We start from the raw sequence: 18,747 nt of genomic DNA on the forward strand, positions 1-18,747 counted from the left end.
GGGCGCGTCCTGCCTGTTCCACAACGCGGGATTCTGACACGGGGTTCCATCGAACCCCGTCCGCGCGCGTCGCGTTATGCCATCGGGCTGTTGCCACTTGTGTGGCAGGGAACAGGTATCACGATCGGGCGCGAGCCGAGGGAGATGAGCGTGAGCGAGAGCCGAGCCGAACGGGAGGACGCGCCGCGCTGGTGGCAGAGCGGCGTGATCTATCAGATATATCCGCGCAGCTTTCAGGACAGCGATGGCGACGGCATCGGCGATCTCGAAGGCATCCGCCGGAGGCTCGACCATCTGGTGGACCTCGGCGTGGACGCGCTCTGGATCTCCCCCATCTATCCATCGCCCATGGCAGACTTCGGCTATGACGTGGCGGATTATACCGGCATCCATCCTTTGTTCGGCACGCTCAAGGATTTCGACCGGCTGGTGGCCGATGCCCATGGGCTCGGCCTCAAGGTCATCCTCGATCTCGTGCCCAACCACACCTCCGACGAACACCCCTGGTTTCGCGAGGCCCGAGCGTCCCGCACGAGCCCGAAGCGGGACTGGTATATCTGGCGCGATCCCGCGCCGGATGGCGGGCCGCCGAACAACTGGCTTTCGGAATTTGGCGGCAGCGCCTGGGCCTTCGATCCGGCGACGGGGCAATATTATTACCACGCCTTCCTTGACCGGCAGCCGGACCTCAACTGGCGCAATCCGCAGGTGGCCGAGGCTATCCACGCGGCCATGCGCTTCTGGCTGGATCGCGGCGTGGACGGCTTTCGCGTGGATGTGATCTGGCACCTCATGAAGGACGCCGCCTTCCGCGACAATCCGCCGGATGAGGACTGGCGTGAGGGCATGAACCCCTATCGGCGCCTCAAGCCCGTCCACACCACCGATCTCGAGGAGGTACATGGCGTCATTGCCGGTCTTCGGTGTGTGATGGACGCTTATGATGACCGCGTGCTCATCGGAGAAATCTACCTGCCGGTGGAGCGGCTCGCGGCTTATTACGGGGCGAGCCTCGACGGCGCGCATCTGCCCTTCAATTTCGCGCTGCTGGAAGCCGAGTGGAATGCGCGAGCGCTCGCGGATCTCATCGCCCGTTATGAAGGTTCCCTGCCCGAAGGCGGCTGGCCCAACTGGGTGCTGGGCAATCACGACCGCCCGCGCGTGGCCGCCCGCCTCGGCCCCGATCAGGCGCGGGTGGCGGCCATGCTGCTCCTCACCCTGCGCGGTACGCCGACGCTCTATTATGGCGATGAGATCGGCATGACCAACGTGCCCATCCCGCCCGAACGGGTGCAGGACCCCTGGGAGAAGAACGTGCCCGGCCTCGGCCTCGGCCGCGACGGTGTCCGCACGCCCATGCAGTGGGATGGCTCGCCGCATGCTGGCTTTTCGGATGTCGAGCCCTGGCTGCCGGTTGATGAAGCCTTTCCAGAGGTGAACGTGGCGCAACAGCGCGCGGAACCCCACTCCATGCTCGAGCTTCATCGCGAACTGCTACGCCTGCGGCGAGCGCATGCCGCCTTGTCGATTGGAGCCTACGTGCCAGTGGCGGCGGGCGGCGACCTGCTGCTCTATGGCCGAGAGCACGCCGGCGAAAGCTTCCTGATTGCCCTCAATCTCGGCGACGTTCCAGTTCTGGCGGCCTGCGGGCCCGGGCTTGCTGGCAGGATCGCCCTATCCGTCTTCTGCGACCGGATGGGCGAGCGCGTGGTGGACGAGGTGGCACTACGGCCCTCCGAGGGTGTCGTCATCACGCTCGACGGGGCCCCGCCGTCGTTCTCCGGGCTGCGGTGATTGCAAGATCAGTGGAGCGGGAACGTCTCTGCTGCCGATGATTGGCGCCGGAGGCTCCATGAATGGGGGACGTGCGGCCCCCGGCGCTCGCGCCTGAGCAGGATGTCAACGGAGCGGCCGCGAAACTGTCCAGCGCGATGCGGATGCCAATGGTGATGCGGGGCAGGGCTGGCTCCGGGATCGGGCCAGCCCTGAGATGAACAGCTAGCATAGCTTGCAACTTCTCGGTTAAGTTGTATTGCATAACATTAAATATTAAAAGTTGTATTTCGAGATAAACGCTCCTAAAGATTGTGTCGCGCATCCATGCGCGAAGTCATAGGAGGGCGTTATGGGGAAGTCACCGTCCATCGAGGAAAAAGAAAAAGAGGATAGAAAATTCCGGGAGTACATGGATAAGTTGGCCGCGGAATCAAAGGCCAAAGAAGCGGAAATGTTGAAGGAGATCACGGCTCTCGTTGCCGAACATTATACAAAGAGTGGATGGAAATATGCCCGCTTCTTCGGGGATCGGCGATCGGACTATCAGAATTACGCCGAGTGGTCCCTCAAGAGCGTCACCAACATCATCCATCATATCGGACGCGCCATCACCGCTGGAAAATTCCCGTCGCCGGATATTCCTGGCTCCGAAGATGCCAAGCCGGAGACCAACAAGGAAGTGAAGGACTATCTGCCGTCCTTCATCGACGACATCAATCTCACGCTGGCGCGGGTCGTTGCGCTTCTGGACGGCTTCCTCACGCAGTTCGCCTCCACGTCCAGTGCGACCCAGAAGAGCATCTTCCAGGACATGCCCCTGTCCGGTGGCCTGCATCTCTTCCTTGCCCAGAACGGCAGCGTCTACCGGGAGAAGCAGTTCTTCACCAACTCCTTCATCGGTTCCTTCCAGATCGTCTTCGAAGTCTACATGAGCGTTGAAGAGGCCCGCGCCATCAGCATTCAGCAGATTCTCAAGACGACGCAGAAGGAGATCGAGATTATCAACGACCTGATCATCTGGATCCGCACCGAACAGTCGAAGACGCTGAAGGAGCTGATCAAGGACCCGGCTGCCTACAAGCAGACCAAGAAGGATTTCGACGACATGCTCGCGCTGGAGCGCGAGGATCGCGATCGCCTGGTGAAGGAGTATGACAAGTACAAGGACGTGGTCGACGCTGTGCACCGTCTGGTCCTGATCGACGGCGCGGATCCGAAGCTGGCCCTCGATTTCGACCTCAGCACCATCTTCGACGAATGGGAGGCGCGCATCGCCACCCGCCATATCCGCGAGCAACTCGCCGCCTAACGGCCGGGCCGGTCGTACAATCAATCATATGTTCATTTAAATGGCCTCCGCATCTCCGGTCCGGGAAGCGGCGGCATCGGTTCCACTTTGTCCACGAAAGGAAACGTCATGACCTATGCAAACGCCACGACTTTGGCACCGACGGCGATCACTGCGCGGCTCCCGAAGCTTGCCCTGGCGGCGGGCCTGCTCACGTCGGCCAGCCTGCCGGCCTTCGCCGCGGATCTTAATTTCGACGCCACCTGCCAGAATCCCACGGCCATCAGTGTGTCGCAGCCCAACACCGGCATCACCTTCCGCAAGAACCCGAACAGCTCGACCACGCGCGCCGCCACCGCCACGGTCCAGCGCGGCACTGGCGCGGCGGCGGTCAATATCGTCATTCCGGCCGGGCAGCTACCGTCATGCTTCTATCAGGTGCAGGGCAGTTATAGTTATTGCTTCACCCAGCGGGGCACGGCGGACATCACCGACATCAACGCGGTGCCCGGCACGAACACCGCCGGAGCCGCCGCCTGCCAGTGACCTGGGGGGCAGTTCCGCCCTTTACGTGGTGAGCCCCTCCAGCTCCGCGCTGGCTTCCAGCCAGTCTTCCTCGGCCTTCGCCATGGCGGCGAGGGCCTCTTCCCGCTGGCGTTGCAGGCGGGCGGCGTCGTTGGGGAATTTCTCGATCTTCGGGTCGGCGAGGCGCTTGTCGATGGTGGCGATGTCCTTCTCGCACTTGGCCATCAGCGCTTCCATGTCGCGTACCCGCCGGCGCAGAGCGGCGGCCGCGTCACTCTCCGACGGGATCTCATCGGAGACATCCGACGCCTTGTCCTTGCGCCCGTCGCCGGTCATGCGGCCCGTGCGGCTCAGCACCTCGGAGCGATACTGGTCGAGGTCGCCCTCATAGGGCTTCACCGTGCCATTGCCCACCACCCACAGCCGCTCGGCGCAGGCTTCCAGCAGGTGCCGGTCGTGGGAGACGAGGACGATGGCGCCGGGAAAATCGTTGATGGCGGTGATGAGGGCCGCGCGCGCCTCGATGTCCAGATGGTTGGTCGGCTCGTCGAGGATGAGCAGATGCGGCCCGTGGAAGGCGGCAAGGCCCAGCAGCAGGCGGGCCTTCTCGCCGCCGGAGAGCTGGGAGACTTTCGTGTCGCCGGCGGCGGAGGAGAAGCCCATCTCGGCGGCGCGGGCGCGCACGCGGGCTTCCGGCGCATCGGGCATCAGGCGGCGCACGTGCTCCACCGGGCTGTCGCCGGGGCGCAGTTCGTCGATCTGGTGCTGGGCCAGATAGGCGATCTCCAGCTTATCCGCCCGCACCACGCTGCCCTTCTGGGGCGCGAGCCGGTCGGCCAGCAGCTTGGCGAAGGTGGACTTGCCGTTGCCGTTCGGCCCGAGGAGGGCGATACGGTCGTCCTCGTCGATGCGCAGGTTCAGCTTCCTGAGGATCGGCTTGTCCGGCTCATAGCCCACGTTCACGTCGTTGAAGACGACGATGGGCGGGGAGAGCAGCTTTTCCGGATGGCGGATGGAGATGTGGGCCGGTGCCTCGGAAATCTCGTCCGCCAGCGGTTCCATGCGGGCCAGCGCCTTGAGGCGCGACTGCGCCTGCTTGGCCTTGGTGGCCTTGGCGCGGAAGCGGGCGACGAAGGCTTCCATGTGGGCGCGCTGGGCTTCCTGCTTCTTGCGGGCCTTCTGGTCCTGCAACAGGCGCTCGCGGCGCTGGCGGTCGAACTGGCTGTAGCCGCCGCGATAGAGCGTCAGCTTGTTGTTGAAGACGTGGAGGATGTGGTCCACGGACGTGTCCAAGAGGTCGCGGTCATGGCTGATGAGGATGACCGTGCGCGGATAGTGCGCGAGATAATCCTGAAGCCAGAGCGTGCCTTCGAGGTCGAGATAGTTGGTGGGCTCGTCGAGCAGCAGCAGGTCCGGCTCGGTGAAGAGCAGGGCCGCGAGCGCCACGCGCATGCGCCAGCCGCCGGAGAATTCCGAGCAGGCGCGGGCCTGCGCCGCCTCATCAAAGCCGAGACCCGAGAGAATGCGCGCCGCCCGCGCGGGGGCGGAATGGGCGTCGATGTCCACCAGCCGGATCTCGATCTCCGCGATGCGGTGCGGATCGGTGGCGGTTTCCTTTTCCTTGAGCAGCGCCGCCCGCTCGGTGTCCGCCGCGAGCACCCGCTCCAGCAGGCTGTCCGGGCCGGCGGGCGCCTCCTGCGCCACGCGGCCGATGCGGGTGCGGTTCGGCAGGCGCACGGCGCCGCTTTCGAGCTCGAGCTCGCCCATCAGCGCCTTGAACAGCGTGGTCTTGCCGGCGCCGTTGCGCCCCACCACGCCCACATGGGCGTTCTCGGGCAGGGCAACCGAGGCATGGTCCAGCAGCAGGCGGCCTGCGATGCGCAGGGAAATGTCGTCGAGCACGATCATGATGGCGCCCTTGTCGCAGGCACGGGCGCCAAGGGCAAGGCCGACGCGCGGCCCTGCCGCATCAGGCGGCCGCTGAGGCCGCCGTGCGCCGCGCGCCCAGCTCCAGCACGCCGGCCAGCAGCGCGTCCAGATCCTGACGGCGGGTGCGGTGGTTGACGAGACAGACCCGGATGGCGGTGCGGCCGTTCAGCGTCGTGGTGGAAGGGGCGGCGATGCCGGCCTCCTGGAGGTCCGCCACGATGTCCTTGTTGAGCTGGTTCAGCGCGGCTGTGTCGCAGGGCGCGACATAACGGAAGCACACGATGTTGAGGCTGGCCGGTGAGAGCAGTTCGAGGCGCGGCTCGGCGGCCACCTTGTCTTCGAGATAGCGCGCCTGCGCGATGTTCTTGGCGATGATGGCGCTAATGCCGTCGACGCCGTGGCTCTTCAGCGTGAACCAGACCTTCAGCGCGCGGAAGGTTCGCGAGAGTTCCGGACCGTAATCACAATACCAGGGCTCGCCTGCAGCCAGGCCGCGTTCCGAACTGGCGAGATATTCCTTCCGGCCCGCGAAGGTCTCGTAATGCGCCTTGGCATCGCGGATCAGCACGATGCCCGCGTCATAGGGCACCTGAAACCACTTGTGGAAGTCGAAGGCGATGGACTCCGCCTGCGCCATGGGCGCGGCCTTGGCCTTGTGGGCGTCGCTGAACAGGGCGCCGATGCCGAAGGCGGCATCCACATGGAACCACATGCCTTCGCGGTGGGCGAGGGCGCCGATGCCGGCGATGTCATCGATGGCCCCCGTGTTCACGGTGCCGACGGTGGCGGCGACCACAAAGGGCTTGAGGCCGGCGGCGCGGTCGGCGGCGATCATGGCGTCGAGTGCGGCGATGTCCATCTCACGGGCCGCATTGACGGGGACCGCGCGCAGGGCATTGCGGCCGAGGCCGAGCAGGTCGAAGGCCTTGGCGATGCAGGAGTGGGCCTCGGTGGAGGCATAGCCCACGAGGCCGCGCCCGGCGACGGCAACACCCTCGCGGCCGATGTCGCCGTCCGCATGGACGTGGCGGGCGGTGGCGATGGCGAGCACGGTCGCCATGGAGGTGCCGGAGGTGAGCAGCCCGCTGGCCTCGGCGGGCAGCCCGGTGAAGTCCTTGCACCAGTCGACGACCACGCGCTCCAACTCATTGGCCATGTGGGCGCGTCCGCCCACGTTGCAATTCATGAAGGCGGCCATCAGCTCGCCCAGCACGCCTTCCGCATTGCCGGCGCCATGGACCCAGCCATAGAAGGCCGGCCGCACATTGCCGACCCCGTAGGGCAGCACATGGGTGCGGAAGGTCTCATAGACTTCTGCGGCGGGCATCGCGGTGCGGGGCAGGGGCTCGTGGAGCGCGCTCTTGGAGCCGTCCGGCGGTGCCACCCAGACGGGGGTGTCGAGTGCACCTTGAAGATGCGCGAGACCGTCATCCACCGCCTGATGGAAGACCGCGCGCAGCGCGCTCCAGTCCGCCGGATCGAGGGTGGGCTCGCGCATGGGTGTCTCCACAGGGATGTGCGCCGCCTGAGACGGCTGGCCGGTCAGAAAAGGGGCTGTGTACCCGCCGGCGACGGACGCGCCGCAGGGGCCGACAGCCGCCTCCGCAGAGGTCTAGCCCGAATGGCTTGCGGGAAGATGCCGTGGGGCGGGATGTGGTAGAGGGGAGGGGCGTCAGCCGGTGAAGGGCTTCAGCACCGCGCCGAGCAGGCCCTTGAAGCGCATGGGCGCGTCCATGGCGATGATGCACAGGCAGCCTTCCGGATCGGCCACCGGCTGGTGCTCCAGGCTCTCGTCCGCCTCGCACACGTCGCCAGCCTCGTAATGGCCGTTCTCGTCGGAGAAGCCGCCGGAGATCACATAGGTGATCTCGTTGCCGCCGTGTCCGTGGTCGGGCATGCGCCGGCCGGGGCCAACTTCCACGAGGCCGACATTAGCTTTCGGGGCGCCGGGAATGGTGATGGCGCTGTAGCGCACGCCCGGGCCAATCCAGATCCAGCGGCCGATGGAGCAGCCTTCCAGCGCCTTCGGCAGCCGGACGTCGGTCGGCATGCGGGCGGCGTGGCGCACGGGGATAGGCGCGGGCGGCGGCGGTTCCGACTCGTCGAGGCGGGCCAGCAGGCGGTCGAGGGCGTCGTTCGCCAGATCCGTGGGCGGCAGGTCATCCAGCACGGCGCCGGCGGCGGCCTCGAAATGAGCGAGGCGGGCACGGCTCTTCGGCGCGGCCTCCAGATGGGCCGCGACCGCGAGGCGAATGCCGGCGTCGAGCGTGCCGGCGGCGTAACTGGCGAGCGTTTCGTCGTGCGGGGTCGTCATCCGATGTCTTCCAGCAGCGCGCGCAAGCGTGCAAGGGCAAGCCGCACCCGCGATTTCGCGGTTCCGAGCGGAATGCCGAGTTCCTTTGCGATCTGGGCGTGGGGCTTGTCCTGAAAGAAGGACAGGCGAACGATATTGGCCTGGTCGGCCGAGAGACGGGAGAGGGCGGCGCGCACCTTATCCTCCCGCTCCTGCGCCAGCATGAGGGCTTCCCCATTGGGGGCCTCGTCCGGCGTATCTTCCGCCTCGGTGGGCAATTGCGCCACCGGGCGCTCGCGGCGCAGGGCGTCGATCTTGAGATTCCGGGCGATGGTGAAGATCCAGGTCGCCGCGCCGGCCTTGGCAGGATCGAAATAGCCGGCCTTGCGCCAGACCGAGAGCATGGTCTCCTGCGCAATCTCCTCCGCCGCCGTGGCGGAGAGGCCGGAGCGCATGAGGAAGGTCTTGAGGCGCGGAGCGAAGTGCTTGAACAGGGCTGCGAAGGCGGCCCGGTCCTGGCGTTCCGCGATAGCGAGGATCATGGCGTTGTGGGCGGCGCGCTCGTCCGTCGCAGGCGAGGCATTGGGTGCCACGCCCTCGTCCCGTGCCGACAGGGGTTCGCTCATGATGCGCCGTTCCGGGGGCACGATCCGGGCGCTGGACCGGTGGCGGCCGTTCCGCCCTGAGCGCCTGCGAGCGCTTGGTTCTGGCGCCCCCACATCCGGATCGACATTCCACCCTCGCCTTTGACCGACGCATCCCATAAACGCGCGCAGGCATGCCTGCCGCCGCGGCCGGTCGGCGGCGCTAGAATAGGCGAGACGGCGGCTTTGTCCATGCGCCGCGCGAACGCCAGTCATTCGCAAGGGGCGGGCCGATCTACTGCGGACCGGAAAGCGCCTTAACGGCCATGGCGGCGGCGGCGGCGCGGTTCTCGACGCCGATCTTGGCGTAGATCTGCTCCAGATGCTTGTTCACGGTGCGGGGCGAGAGGCCGAGGATTTCGGCAATGTCGCGGTTGGGCTTGCCGCGGGCGATCCACAGCAGGACTTCCGCCTCCCTCTGCGTGATGCCGAGCGCCGTGCGCAGAATGTCCTCGTCGCGGGCGCGCACCTCGTCGGTAACACGCAGCAGCACTTCCTGCTCGCCGATCTGGCCCACGTAGGAGAGCTTGAGGCTGCGCCCGCCGTTGGGGTCGGGCAGTTCCACACTTTCCGGCGGGGTGCCTAGGGCGGCGTGTCGCGCGCGCAGCCACGAGAGGGCGGCGTCCGGCAGCAGATAGCCCTCTCCGGGCAGGGCGGTGAAGAGAGCGCCGATGAGGCGGGTGGCCTGCGGCGTGCTCCACAGCACGCGGCCGTCGAGGCTGGCGGACATGAGAAAGCGCCCCGCCGCATCCAGCGCCACCTGCGCGCTCTGGGTTTGCCGGGCATTGGCCAGATGCACGCGCATCCGGGCGATGATCTCGTTCGGCACCACGGGCTTGGTCACATAGTCCACGCCACCCGCGTCGAGCCCCTTCACGATATGCTCGGTCTCCGAGAGGCCGGTCATGAAGATGACCGGCACATGGGCGAGGGCTTTCAGGGCCTTGAGCCGGCGGCAGGTCTCGAAGCCGTCCATGCCGGGCATGATGGCATCGAGCAGGATCACGTCCGGCGTGATCTGCTCGACGAGGGTGAGCGCATTGGCCCCTTCCACCGCCACGAGGACGGTGACCCCGGCATCCTCCAGGGCATCAGTGAGCAGGCTCAGCGTCTCGGGGCTGTCGTCCACCACGAGGACGATGTCGCGGCGTTTGGCACTATGCATCATGGGTGCGCAGAGCCTCCAGAACGGACATGTAGCGGTTGAGATCGAAGGTGCGCACGATGTCGCTCATCTCCTTGACGAACGGCTCGTGCTCGGGGGATTCGGCGGCAAGGGACTGAAGCTTGGCCTGGATGCCGCGCACATAGCCGATGCGGCCGAGCTTCAGCAGTTCCTCGATATGGCCGGCGGACGGCGGCACCACCGGCGGGGCGATGGCGGCGGGCTGGTCCGGCGCGTCCGACTGATAGACCCAGTCGAGGCCGAGCTGGGCGCGGATCTTCTCCAGCAGCATGCGCAGGTCCACCGGCTTCACGCACTGGTCGTCGTGGTGGCGCGGCTCGGCGGGCCGGCGGCCCATTTCCTGCGCATTGGCCGAGACCATGATGATGCGGGCGCGTGGGGCAACGCGCGTGCGCAGGGCGGTCGCCGTCTCCCAGCCCGTGAGGCGGGGCATGGAGACATCGAGCAGCACGAGATCGGGATCGGTCTGGCCCGCCATCTCGAGGCAGGCGAGGCCATCGGCGGCGGTGAAGACGATGAAGCCGAGCGGGCGCAGCATCTCGCACATGAGATCGCGGTGGGCGTCGTCGTCGTCGGCCACGAGCACCGTGCGGGCGGCGCCGGCATAGGCGACGATGCGCTGCTCGGGTGGCGCAGCCTCCCGACCCGGCGCTTCCGAGAGCAGCAGGCGCACCTTGAAGGTGCTGCCCTTGTCGAGTTCGCTCTTCAGCGAGATTTCCCCGCCCATGATCTCGGTGAGGAGCTTGGTGATGGTGAGGCCGAGCCCGATGCCGATGGCGTTGAACGCCCCGCCGCGCGAGCCCCGCTCGAAGGGCTCGAAGATGCGGCCGCGTTCCTCCGGCGCGATGCCGATGCCGGTATCCTCGACTTCGAACTCCGCCACCTGATTGCGATAGGTCACGCGCAGCGCCACGTGCCCCTTGGCCGTGAACTTGATGGCGTTTGAGAGGAGATTGATGAGGATCTGCCGCAGGCGCTTCTCATCGGTAAACACCACCGCCGGCAGGCGCTCGGAGCGCATGTGGATGAACTCGATGCCACGCGCCGAGGCCTGGAGGCGGAACATGTCCACCAGCTGGTCCAGCAGGTCGCGGATGCGCACCTCGTCGCGATAGAGGTGCAGGCGCCCGGCCTCGATCTTGGAGATGTCGAGCAGGCCGTCGATGAGGCCGGACAGATGCTCCGAGGAGCGGCGCACCACCCGGATGGCATCCCGCCGGTGGGCGGGGATGGAGGTGTCGCGCTCCAGAAGCTGGGCATAGCCGAGGATGGCGTTCAGCGGCGTGCGCAGTTCGTGGCTGATGCCCACCACGTAGCGGCTCTTGGCGAGGTTCGCCGCCTCCGCCACTTCCTTCGCCTTCTGGAGCTTGGCGTCGGTGCGCTTGTGGGCCTCGATCTCGCGCATGAGCAGGGTGGTCTGGCGCTGGCTCTCCTCTTGCGCCACGCGGCGGCTCTCCTGCGCCAGCACGAACAGCCAGGCCACCACGCCGACGATGATCATCAGCACGAAATAGAGCGTCCACAACGTGCCCCGGATCGCTTCGCCATGGGACGGGCTCTCGAAGCGGGCGTGGAAATAGATGATAGCGAGGATGCCGCCGATGACCGAGGCCAGCATGGCCTGAATGGCGAGATAATGCCCGACGCGGGAATTGAGCTTCGCCACCACCCAGGCCGGCAGGGCCGAGCCGAGCAGGGCGAGGATCTGGTCGGCGACGCGCGCGTCCGTCTTGCAGCGGTCGTGGCAGCGCGCATCCAGCGTGCAGCAGAGCGAGCAGATGGGGCCGGCATAGACGGGGCAATGGGCCATGTCCTCCGGCTCGTATTTATGCTCGCAGATGCAGCAGCGCACGATGCCCTTGCGCCATTCGGTCTTGGGCTTGCGGGCTGTGTAATAGCGCCCGCCCGTGGCGAATGCGATGGCGGGAGCGGTGAGGAAGGACACGATGAGCGCGATGAAGGGCGCAAAGGCCTGCGGCAGCGGGCCGAATGCCCCCGTATAGGCGAGGATGGCGGCGCCCGTGCCGGCCAGCACCGCGCCGACGCCCACCGGGTTCACATCATAAAGATGCGCCCGCTTGAATTCGATGGTGGGCGGGGACAGGCCGAGGGGCTTGTTGACCACGAGATCGGCCACCAGCGCCGCCACCCAGGCGATGGCGACGATGGCATAGATGCCCAGCGTCTCGTTCAGCACCCGATAGATGCCGAGCTCCATGAGCAGCAGAGCGATGGTGACGTTGAATACCAGCCACACCACGCGGCCGGGATGGGAATGGGTGAGGCGGGAGAAGAAGTTGGACCAGGCGATGGAGCCCGCATAGGCGTTCGTCACGTTGATCTTCAACTGCGAGACGATGACGAACACGCCCATGAGCCAGAGCGCCGCTTGATGGGAGGGGATCATGGCGCCGAAGGCGACGAGATACATCTGCGTGGGCTCGGCCGCCTTGTCGAGCGGCACACCGCTCTCCAGCGCCAGATAAGCGAGGAACGAGCCAACCAGCATTTTAAGCGCGCCGGGAATGATCCAGCCCGGCCCCGCCGCCAGCATGCCGCACCACCACTTGATGTTGCGTCCCGAAGCCTCCCGGGGGAGGAAACGCAGATAGTCCACCTGCTCGCCGATCTGCGCCACCAGCGCGAAAACCACCGTGGCGGCGCCGCCGAAGGCGATGAGGCTGAAGGCGCCATCCTTCGGGCCGGCGAGGCCGGTGAAATCCATCCAGTGGCTCAGCTCCTCGCCCCGATGGGCCAGAAGCCAGACCAGCGGTACGATATGGAGGGCGAGCCACAGCGGTTGCGTCCAGGTCTGGAACCGGCTGATGAAGGTGATGCCGTGGGTGACGAGGGGGATGACCACCAGCGCGCTCAGCACATAACCCGCCGCCAGCGGCAGGCCGAGGCACATCTCCAGCGCCAGCGCGAGGATGGCCGCCTCCAGCGCGAAGAAGATGAAGGTGAAGGAGGCGTAGATGAGCGAGGTGACGGTGGAGCCGATATAGCCGAAGCCGGCGCCCCGCGTGAGCAGGTCGATATCGACGCCGAATTTCGCGGCATAATAGGAGATGGGCAGGCCGGTGAGGAAGATGATGAGGCTGACCGCCAGAATGCCGGCCGCCGCATTGGTGAAACCGTAGGAGAGCGTGACCGCCCCGCCGATGGCCTCCAGCGCGAGAAAGGAGATGGCGCCGAGCGCCGTGTTGGCGACGCGGAACGGCGACCACCGCCGGGCACTCTTGGCGGTGAACCGCAGGGCGTAGTCTTCCAGGGTCTCGTTGACGACCCATTGGTTATACTGGCGTCTGACCCGGACGATACGCTGTTCCGCCGCCATGGACGTGCGCCCCGCCTCCAGATGGGGTGAAGGGCCTCCGTGCTGCATCGCTCCCCGTGGATTTTTGATTATGTCCCTTTCCGGAACCGTGACTGTTCCGGGCCCTGAAGAATTCCGTGCTGGCGCGCTCCGACCCTGAGGGACCACGCTCCAGAGGCCGTTCCGCTCCTGTTGCATCAACCTGAGCGATGAGTCAGTCCGTCCCACGACGCGGCATGATCCAGCCTGCGGGAGACTACGGCCGTTGCCCGGCTTTCCACAAGTAGAATTCGTGCTGCATTTTCAGCCGCTCCGTTCTTTTTCTGCTGATATCTCCGCAGCTTTCCGCCTGCTTCCATGAAGCCCTCATGCGACCGTCCTGCCGCTGCTTAGCAACGCGGCAGGCACTGCTCACGAATTACACTCCCCCTCGCTTCGCGCACGCGCGAAACACATCGCGCACGGACAAGCCGCTCGTTCAAGCACAGCATAGCGTCGGCCGGGCGGGGGCATATACGTCAATCGACGTATTGCTGCGCTGCGGCACTCACGGGAAGCATGAGGTCCATGGCAGCTTCGCTCGTGAATCTGCTGGGGCCGAAGTTCGGGCCACGATTTTCCGTGGAGGGAATGGGCATGTCATCCAGTGACGACCGTCAGGACAAGATGAGCGCCACGCGCCGTGGCGTATTGAAGGGGCTTGCCGCACTGCCGATTGCTTCGGCTGTTCCTGCCGTCTCTTTTCTCTCGACGCCGGCCCGCGCTGATGTTCCGCCGACTTCTGCCGTGAATACGACCGGTCTCGCCGTGACCGATACGGAAGTCACGGTCGGCATCCTGCACTCCGTCACCGGCACCATGGCCATTTCCGAGACCGGCTCGGTGCAGGCGGAGAAGCTCGCCATCGATCAGATCAATGCCGCCGGCGGCATCCTCGGCCGCAAGATCAAGTTCATTCAGGAGGATGGCGCCTCCGATTGGCCGACCTTCGCCGAAAAGGCCAAGAAGCTGCTGGTGCAGGACAAGTGCGCCTCGGTGTTCGGCTGCTGGACCTCTGCGTCCCGCAAGGCGGTGCTGCCAGTGTTCGAGCAGTATAACGGCATGCTGTACTATCCCACCTTCTATGAAGGCCTGGAGCAGTCCAAGAACGTCATCTACACTGGCCAGGAGGCCACCCAGCAGATCATCGCCGGCCTCAACTGGGTGGTGAAGGAGCGCGGGGCGCAGACCTTCTACCTGCTCGGCTCGGATTATATCTGGCCGCGCACCTCCAACAAGATCGCCCGCAAGCACATCGAGAATTTCCTGAAGCTCAAGGTGGTGGGCGAGGAGTACTTCCCGCTGGGCCACACCCAGTTCAATTCGGCGATCAACAAGATCAAGCTGACCAAGCCGGATGTGATCTACGCCATCATCGTTGGCGGCTCGAACGTCGCCTTCTACAAGCAGCTCAAGGCGGCGGGCATCGACCTCTCCAAGCAGACGCTGCTCACCATCTCGGTGACGGAAGACGAGATCCTCGGCATCGGCGGCGAGAATATCGCGGGCGCGTTTGCCTGCATGAAGTACTTCCAGTCGCTCAACAATCCCAACAACAAGGCGTTCGTCGACGCATTCAAGAAGACCTATGGCGACAAGATCGTCATCGGCGACGTGACGCAGGCCGCTTATCTCGGCCCGTGGCTCTGGAAACTGACGGTGGAAAAGGCCGGCTCCTTCGACATCGACAAGGTGGCCGCGGCCTCGCCGGGCGTTGCCTTCGACAAGGCGCCGGAAGGCTACGTGCGAATCCACGAGAATCACCATCTCTGGAGCAAGACCCGCGTCGGCAAGGCACGCGTCGATGGCCAGTATGACGTGGTCTACGAGACCTCCGAGCTGGTCGAGCCTGATCCGTTCCCGAAGGGCTATCAGTGAGCGATTGAACAGGGATTGTGGCTGGATATACTCCCTCCCCCCTTGAGGGGGAGGGCTGGGGAGGGGGGTAATGCCCTCTCCGCCGGAGCGAGTTCAGCCGAGAGCAGGGGGCACGACAGACGTAACCGCGTTACCCCCCTCCCAACCCTCCCCCGCAAGGGGGGAGGGCTTTGAACGCTCAGCGGGTCATTCGCGCCATGGGGCGCTTGCAGACGCCAACGCAGTTTCTGAAGCCGACCACCCAGAAACCGGAACCGGGAACCATCGCATGTTCATGGGATATTCGCTCGGCGAGCTCGGCTCGATCTTTGCCATGCAGGCCTTCGCGGGCCTGATCCTGTTCTCGGTCTTCGTGCTGATGTCCCTCGGCCTTGCCATCATCTTCGGCCAGATGGGCGTGATCAACATGGCGCACGGCGAGTTCATGATCCTCGGCGCCTATATGACCTATCTCACCTCCCAGCTTTTCCAAGCCTACGCGCCGGGCCTTTACGGCATCTACTTCTTCGTGGCCATGGCGGTGGCCTTCGTTGTCTCCGGAGGGCTCGGGATGCTGGTGGAATGGGGGCTCATCCGCTTTCTCTACAAGCGCCCGCTGGACACGCTGCTCGCCACCTGGGGCCTCTCGCTCATCATGCAGCAGGCATTCCGCTCCATCTTCGGCGCGCGCGAGGTTGGCGTGGAACTGCCGGACTGGATGATGGGCTCGCTGCCCGTCACCGACACCATTGAAGTGCAGATCAACGGCCTGTTCGTCATGGGCCTCACCACGCTCATCGCGGTCGCCGTCTATCTGCTGATGTTCCGCTCCCGCTGGGGCCTTCAGGTGCGCGCCGTGGTGCTCAACCGCACCATGGCCGGGGCGGTTGGCATCTCCACCGAGCGGGTGGACCGCATGACCTTCGGCATCGGCTGCGGCATCGCGGGCGTGGCGGGCTCCGCCTTCACCATGGTCGGTTCCACGGGGCCGACCGCCGGCCAGCTCTATATCGTGGATACCTTCCTCGTGGTGGTCTTCGGCGGCGCGGCTTCGCTCGCGGGCACCATCGCCTCGGCCTTCACCATCTCGCAGGCCCAGTCGACCATGGAATTCTTCATGTCCGGCTCCATGGCCAAGGTGCTCACGCTGCTGGTGGTGGTCGGCATCCTGATGCTGCGCCCCGAAGGCCTCTTCGTCCTCAAGGTCCGTCGCTGAGGAGCCCGACCCATGTCATTCTCGCTGCGTTCCAAGGATCTCGTCGGCGTTCTCCTCCTCGCCGTGCTTCTGGTGGTGGTGCTGCCGCTGGTGCTGGAGCCCTTCCGGCTCAACATGGTGGGCAAATATCTCACCTATGCCTTCGTCGCCGTGGGCCTCGTGCTGTGCTGGGGCAATGCGGGCATTCTCTCCCTCGGTCAGGGCGTGTTCTTCGGCCTCGGCGGCTATTGCATGGCCATGTATCTGAAGCTGGAGGCCTCCACCCCGGAGGCGACGAAGATCCAGTCCACGCCCGGTATTCCGGATTTCATGGACTGGAACCAGCTCACTTCGCTGCCCTTCTTCTGGGTGCCGTTCAAGTCACTGGGCTTCTCCATCATCGCGGTGATGCTGGTGCCGGCGGTGTTCGCCCTCGTCCTCGCCTTCGCGCTGTTCAAGCGGCGGGTGGGCGGCGTCTACTTCGCCATCATCACGCAGGCGCTGGCCGCGATCATGAGCATCCTCATCATCGGCCAGCAGGGCTACACCGGCGGCGTCAACGGCATCACCGATCTGCGCACCCTGCACGGCTGGGACATCCGCACCGACAGCGCCAAGTTCATCCTGTATTTCGTCAATGCGGGCCTGCTCATCGGCGTCATCCTGCTGTGCCAGTTCGTGCAGCGCTCCAAGCTCGGCCGCATCCTCGTTGCCATGCGCGACAAGGAGGACCGGGTGCGCTTCTCCGGCTATGACGTGGCGAGCTTCAAGATCTTCGTCTTCTGCTTCGCCGCCGCGCTCGCGGGCATCGGCGGGGCCATGTTCACGCTCCAGGTGGGCTTCATGTCGCCTTCCTTCGTGGGCATCACGCCCTCCATCGAGATGGTCATCTACACCGCCGTGGGCGGCCGGCTGTCGTTGCTCGGCGCGGTGTATGGGACGCTCCTGGTGAACTGGGCCAAGACCTCCTTCTCCGAGAGCTTCCCGGAGCTGTGGCTGTTCGGCCTCGGCGGCCTTTTCATCGCCGTGGTGCTGCTGTTCCCGAATGGCCTGGCCGGCCTCTACCGCACCTATGTGGAACCGCGCCTCGGCGCGCTCCTTGGCGGGCGCCGAGCCGCCGCCAAGCCCGCTCCCGCCCCGGCCGAATGAGGAGGAAACCCCATGAATGCGCAGGTCATCTCCGACCAGATGGCGCCGGACTTCCTCCTCGCGGTGGAAGGGCTCACCGTCTCCTTCGATGGCTTCAAGGCCGTGGACGATCTCTCCTTCTATGTGGATGAGAACGAAATCCGGGTCATCATCGGCCCCAACGGTGCCGGCAAGACCACGGTGCTCGATCTCATCTGCGGGCGCACCAAGGCGACCTCCGGTTCGGTGAAGTTCAAGAACACCGAGCTCACCAAGATGAAGGAATATGAGATCGTGCGCGCCGGCGTGGGCCGCAAGTTCCAGAACCCCTCCATCTATGAAGACCTCACGGTCTTCGAGAATCTGGAGATTTCCTATCCCAAGGGGCGCGGCGTCGTCGGCGCGCTGGCCTTCAAGCGCGATGCGGCGGTGAAGGGGCGCGTTGAGGAAGTTGCCGAAACCATCTTCCTCGCGGACCTGCTGAACCAGCGGGCTGAATATCTCTCTCACGGCCAGAAGCAGTGGCTGGAGATCGGCATGCTGCTGATCCAGGACCCGGAGCTCCTCATGCTGGATGAGCCGGTGGCCGGCATGAGCGTCGCCGAGCGCAAGAAGACCGCTGAGCTCCTGAACAGGATCATCAAGGACCGCTCGGTGATCGTGATCGAGCACGACATGAAGTTCGTGGAGGACATCGCCCACAAGGTCACGGTGCTGCACCAGGGCAAGATCCTTTCCGAGGGCACCATGGCCAAGGTGCAGGCTGATCCTAAGGTCGTCGAAGTCTATCTGGGCCATTGAGGAGGCGCGCCATGCTGAACGTCGAGAATCTCGTCGTCTCCTACGGCCAGAGCGAAGTGCTGCACGGCCTGAACTTCTCCGTCGCACCCGGCGAGATCGTCGCCATCATGGGGCGCAACGGCATGGGCAAGACCACACTCATGAAATCGCTCATGGGCGTGGTGCCCACCCGCTCCGGCAAGGTCTCGCTGGGCGAGGGGGATATCACCGCAATGAAGAGCCATCAGCGGGTGGCCAAGGGCATCGCCTATGTGCCGCAGGGGCGCATGATCTTCTCCACCATGTCGGTTGAGGAAAATATCGAGACCGGCCTCGTCGCCCATGGCGAGAGCAAGGTGCCGGGCGACATTTACGAGCTGTTCCCCGTGCTGCTGGAGATGAAGAAGCGGCGCGGCGGCAATCTGTCCGGCGGCCAGCAGCAGCAGCTCGCCATCGCCCGCGCGCTCGCAACCAAGCCTAAGGTGCTGCTGCTGGACGAGCCCACGGAGGGCATCCAGCCCAGCATCATCCGCGACATGGCCCGCACCCTGAAGCGCATTCGTGATGAGCGCGGGCTTTCCATCGTGGTGTCCGAGCAGGTGCTCTCCTTCGCGCTCGACATCGCGGACCGGGTGCTGGTGCTGGAGAACGGCGAGATCGTCCATGAGGATGCCCGCGCCGATATCGACGAGGCCAAGGTCTCGAAATTCCTCTCCGTCTGATCCGCCCGCGCCGCGCGGCGCTCCCGCGCGTTTTCACGCCCTCCTTCGTCTTTGCGTCCCAAGGAAACG

At 65.4% G+C, this 18,747-nt stretch carries 14 protein-coding genes; 8 read left to right on the forward strand and 6 right to left on the reverse strand.

All coding sequences use genetic code 11. From position 1 onward, the window contains the following. The first annotated feature begins 150 nt into the window (after positions 1-150). From DFO45_RS00410 to DFO45_RS00420, 3 genes are all read left to right on the forward strand, one after another. Positions 151-1,794 (forward strand): alpha-amylase family glycosyl hydrolase, encoded by a 1,644-nt coding sequence (locus tag DFO45_RS00410; RefSeq protein WP_245517911.1) that lies wholly within the window; start codon positions 151-153, stop codon positions 1,792-1,794. Between the two features lie 433 nt (positions 1,795-2,227). Further along, positions 2,228-3,085, forward strand: a complete 858-nt coding sequence (locus DFO45_RS00415) for a hypothetical protein (protein WP_133863345.1) — start codon at positions 2,228-2,230, stop codon at positions 3,083-3,085. 108 nt (positions 3,086-3,193) lie between these two features. Then, positions 3,194-3,610: a hypothetical protein gene (locus DFO45_RS00420; protein ID WP_208299715.1), complete on the forward strand. Its 417-nt coding sequence runs from the start codon at positions 3,194-3,196 to the stop codon at positions 3,608-3,610. Positions 3,611-3,631: 21 nt separating this feature from the next. Here DFO45_RS00420 and DFO45_RS00425 read toward each other — a convergent pair whose 3' ends face one another. From DFO45_RS00425 to DFO45_RS00450, 6 genes are all read right to left on the reverse strand, one after another. After that, positions 3,632-5,497 (reverse strand): ABC-F family ATP-binding cassette domain-containing protein, encoded by a 1,866-nt coding sequence (locus DFO45_RS00425; RefSeq protein ID WP_133863346.1) that lies wholly within the window; start codon positions 5,495-5,497, stop codon positions 3,632-3,634. Between the two features lie 61 nt (positions 5,498-5,558). After that, complete coding sequence (locus tag DFO45_RS00430; protein WP_133863347.1) at positions 5,559-7,016, reverse strand: aminotransferase class V-fold PLP-dependent enzyme; 1,458 nt, start codon at positions 7,014-7,016, stop codon at positions 5,559-5,561. A gap of 174 nt (positions 7,017-7,190) precedes the next feature. Further along, the gene (locus DFO45_RS00435) at positions 7,191-7,832 is read right to left on the reverse strand and encodes a ChrR family anti-sigma-E factor (protein ID WP_133863348.1); all 642 of its coding nucleotides are present in this window, start codon (positions 7,830-7,832) and stop codon (positions 7,191-7,193) included. After that, a complete protein-coding gene (locus DFO45_RS00440; RefSeq protein ID WP_133863349.1) occupies positions 7,829-8,437 on the reverse strand; it encodes a sigma-70 family RNA polymerase sigma factor in 609 nt (202 codons plus the stop codon). Before DFO45_RS00440 ends, DFO45_RS00435 begins: the two co-directional genes overlap by 4 nt. 253 nt (positions 8,438-8,690) lie before the next feature. After that, positions 8,691-9,623 (reverse strand): response regulator, encoded by a 933-nt coding sequence (locus DFO45_RS00445; protein WP_133863350.1) that lies wholly within the window; start codon positions 9,621-9,623, stop codon positions 8,691-8,693. Beyond that, a complete protein-coding gene (locus DFO45_RS00450) occupies positions 9,613-12,978 on the reverse strand; it encodes an ATP-binding protein (RefSeq protein ID WP_133863351.1) in 3,366 nt (1,121 codons plus the stop codon). The genes DFO45_RS00445 and DFO45_RS00450 overlap by 11 nt, the downstream gene beginning before the upstream one ends. A gap of 615 nt (positions 12,979-13,593) precedes the next feature. Here DFO45_RS00450 and urtA point away from each other — a divergent pair. From urtA to urtE, 5 genes are all read left to right on the forward strand, one after another. Then, entirely contained in the window at positions 13,594-14,874 is a 1,281-nt protein-coding gene (gene urtA / locus DFO45_RS00455; RefSeq protein ID WP_133863352.1) for an urea ABC transporter substrate-binding protein, read from the forward strand. A gap of 268 nt (positions 14,875-15,142) precedes the next feature. Beyond that, complete coding sequence (gene urtB / locus DFO45_RS00460; protein WP_133863353.1) at positions 15,143-16,069, forward strand: urea ABC transporter permease subunit UrtB; 927 nt, start codon at positions 15,143-15,145, stop codon at positions 16,067-16,069. 12 nt (positions 16,070-16,081) lie between these two features. Further along, entirely contained in the window at positions 16,082-17,197 is a 1,116-nt protein-coding gene (urtC, locus tag DFO45_RS00465) for an urea ABC transporter permease subunit UrtC (RefSeq protein WP_133863354.1), read from the forward strand. A gap of 12 nt (positions 17,198-17,209) precedes the next feature. Next, positions 17,210-17,977, forward strand: a complete 768-nt coding sequence (gene urtD, locus DFO45_RS00470; RefSeq protein ID WP_133863355.1) for an urea ABC transporter ATP-binding protein UrtD — start codon at positions 17,210-17,212, stop codon at positions 17,975-17,977. An 11-nt stretch (positions 17,978-17,988) separates the two neighbouring features. Next, positions 17,989-18,678, forward strand: a complete 690-nt coding sequence (gene urtE, locus DFO45_RS00475) for an urea ABC transporter ATP-binding subunit UrtE (protein ID WP_012172622.1) — start codon at positions 17,989-17,991, stop codon at positions 18,676-18,678. The last annotated feature ends 69 nt before the right edge of the window (positions 18,679-18,747 follow it).

The organism is Azorhizobium sp. AG788, assembly GCF_004364705.1.
In the GTDB taxonomy this organism is placed as follows: Bacteria; Pseudomonadota; Alphaproteobacteria; order Rhizobiales; family Xanthobacteraceae; genus Azorhizobium; species Azorhizobium caulinodans.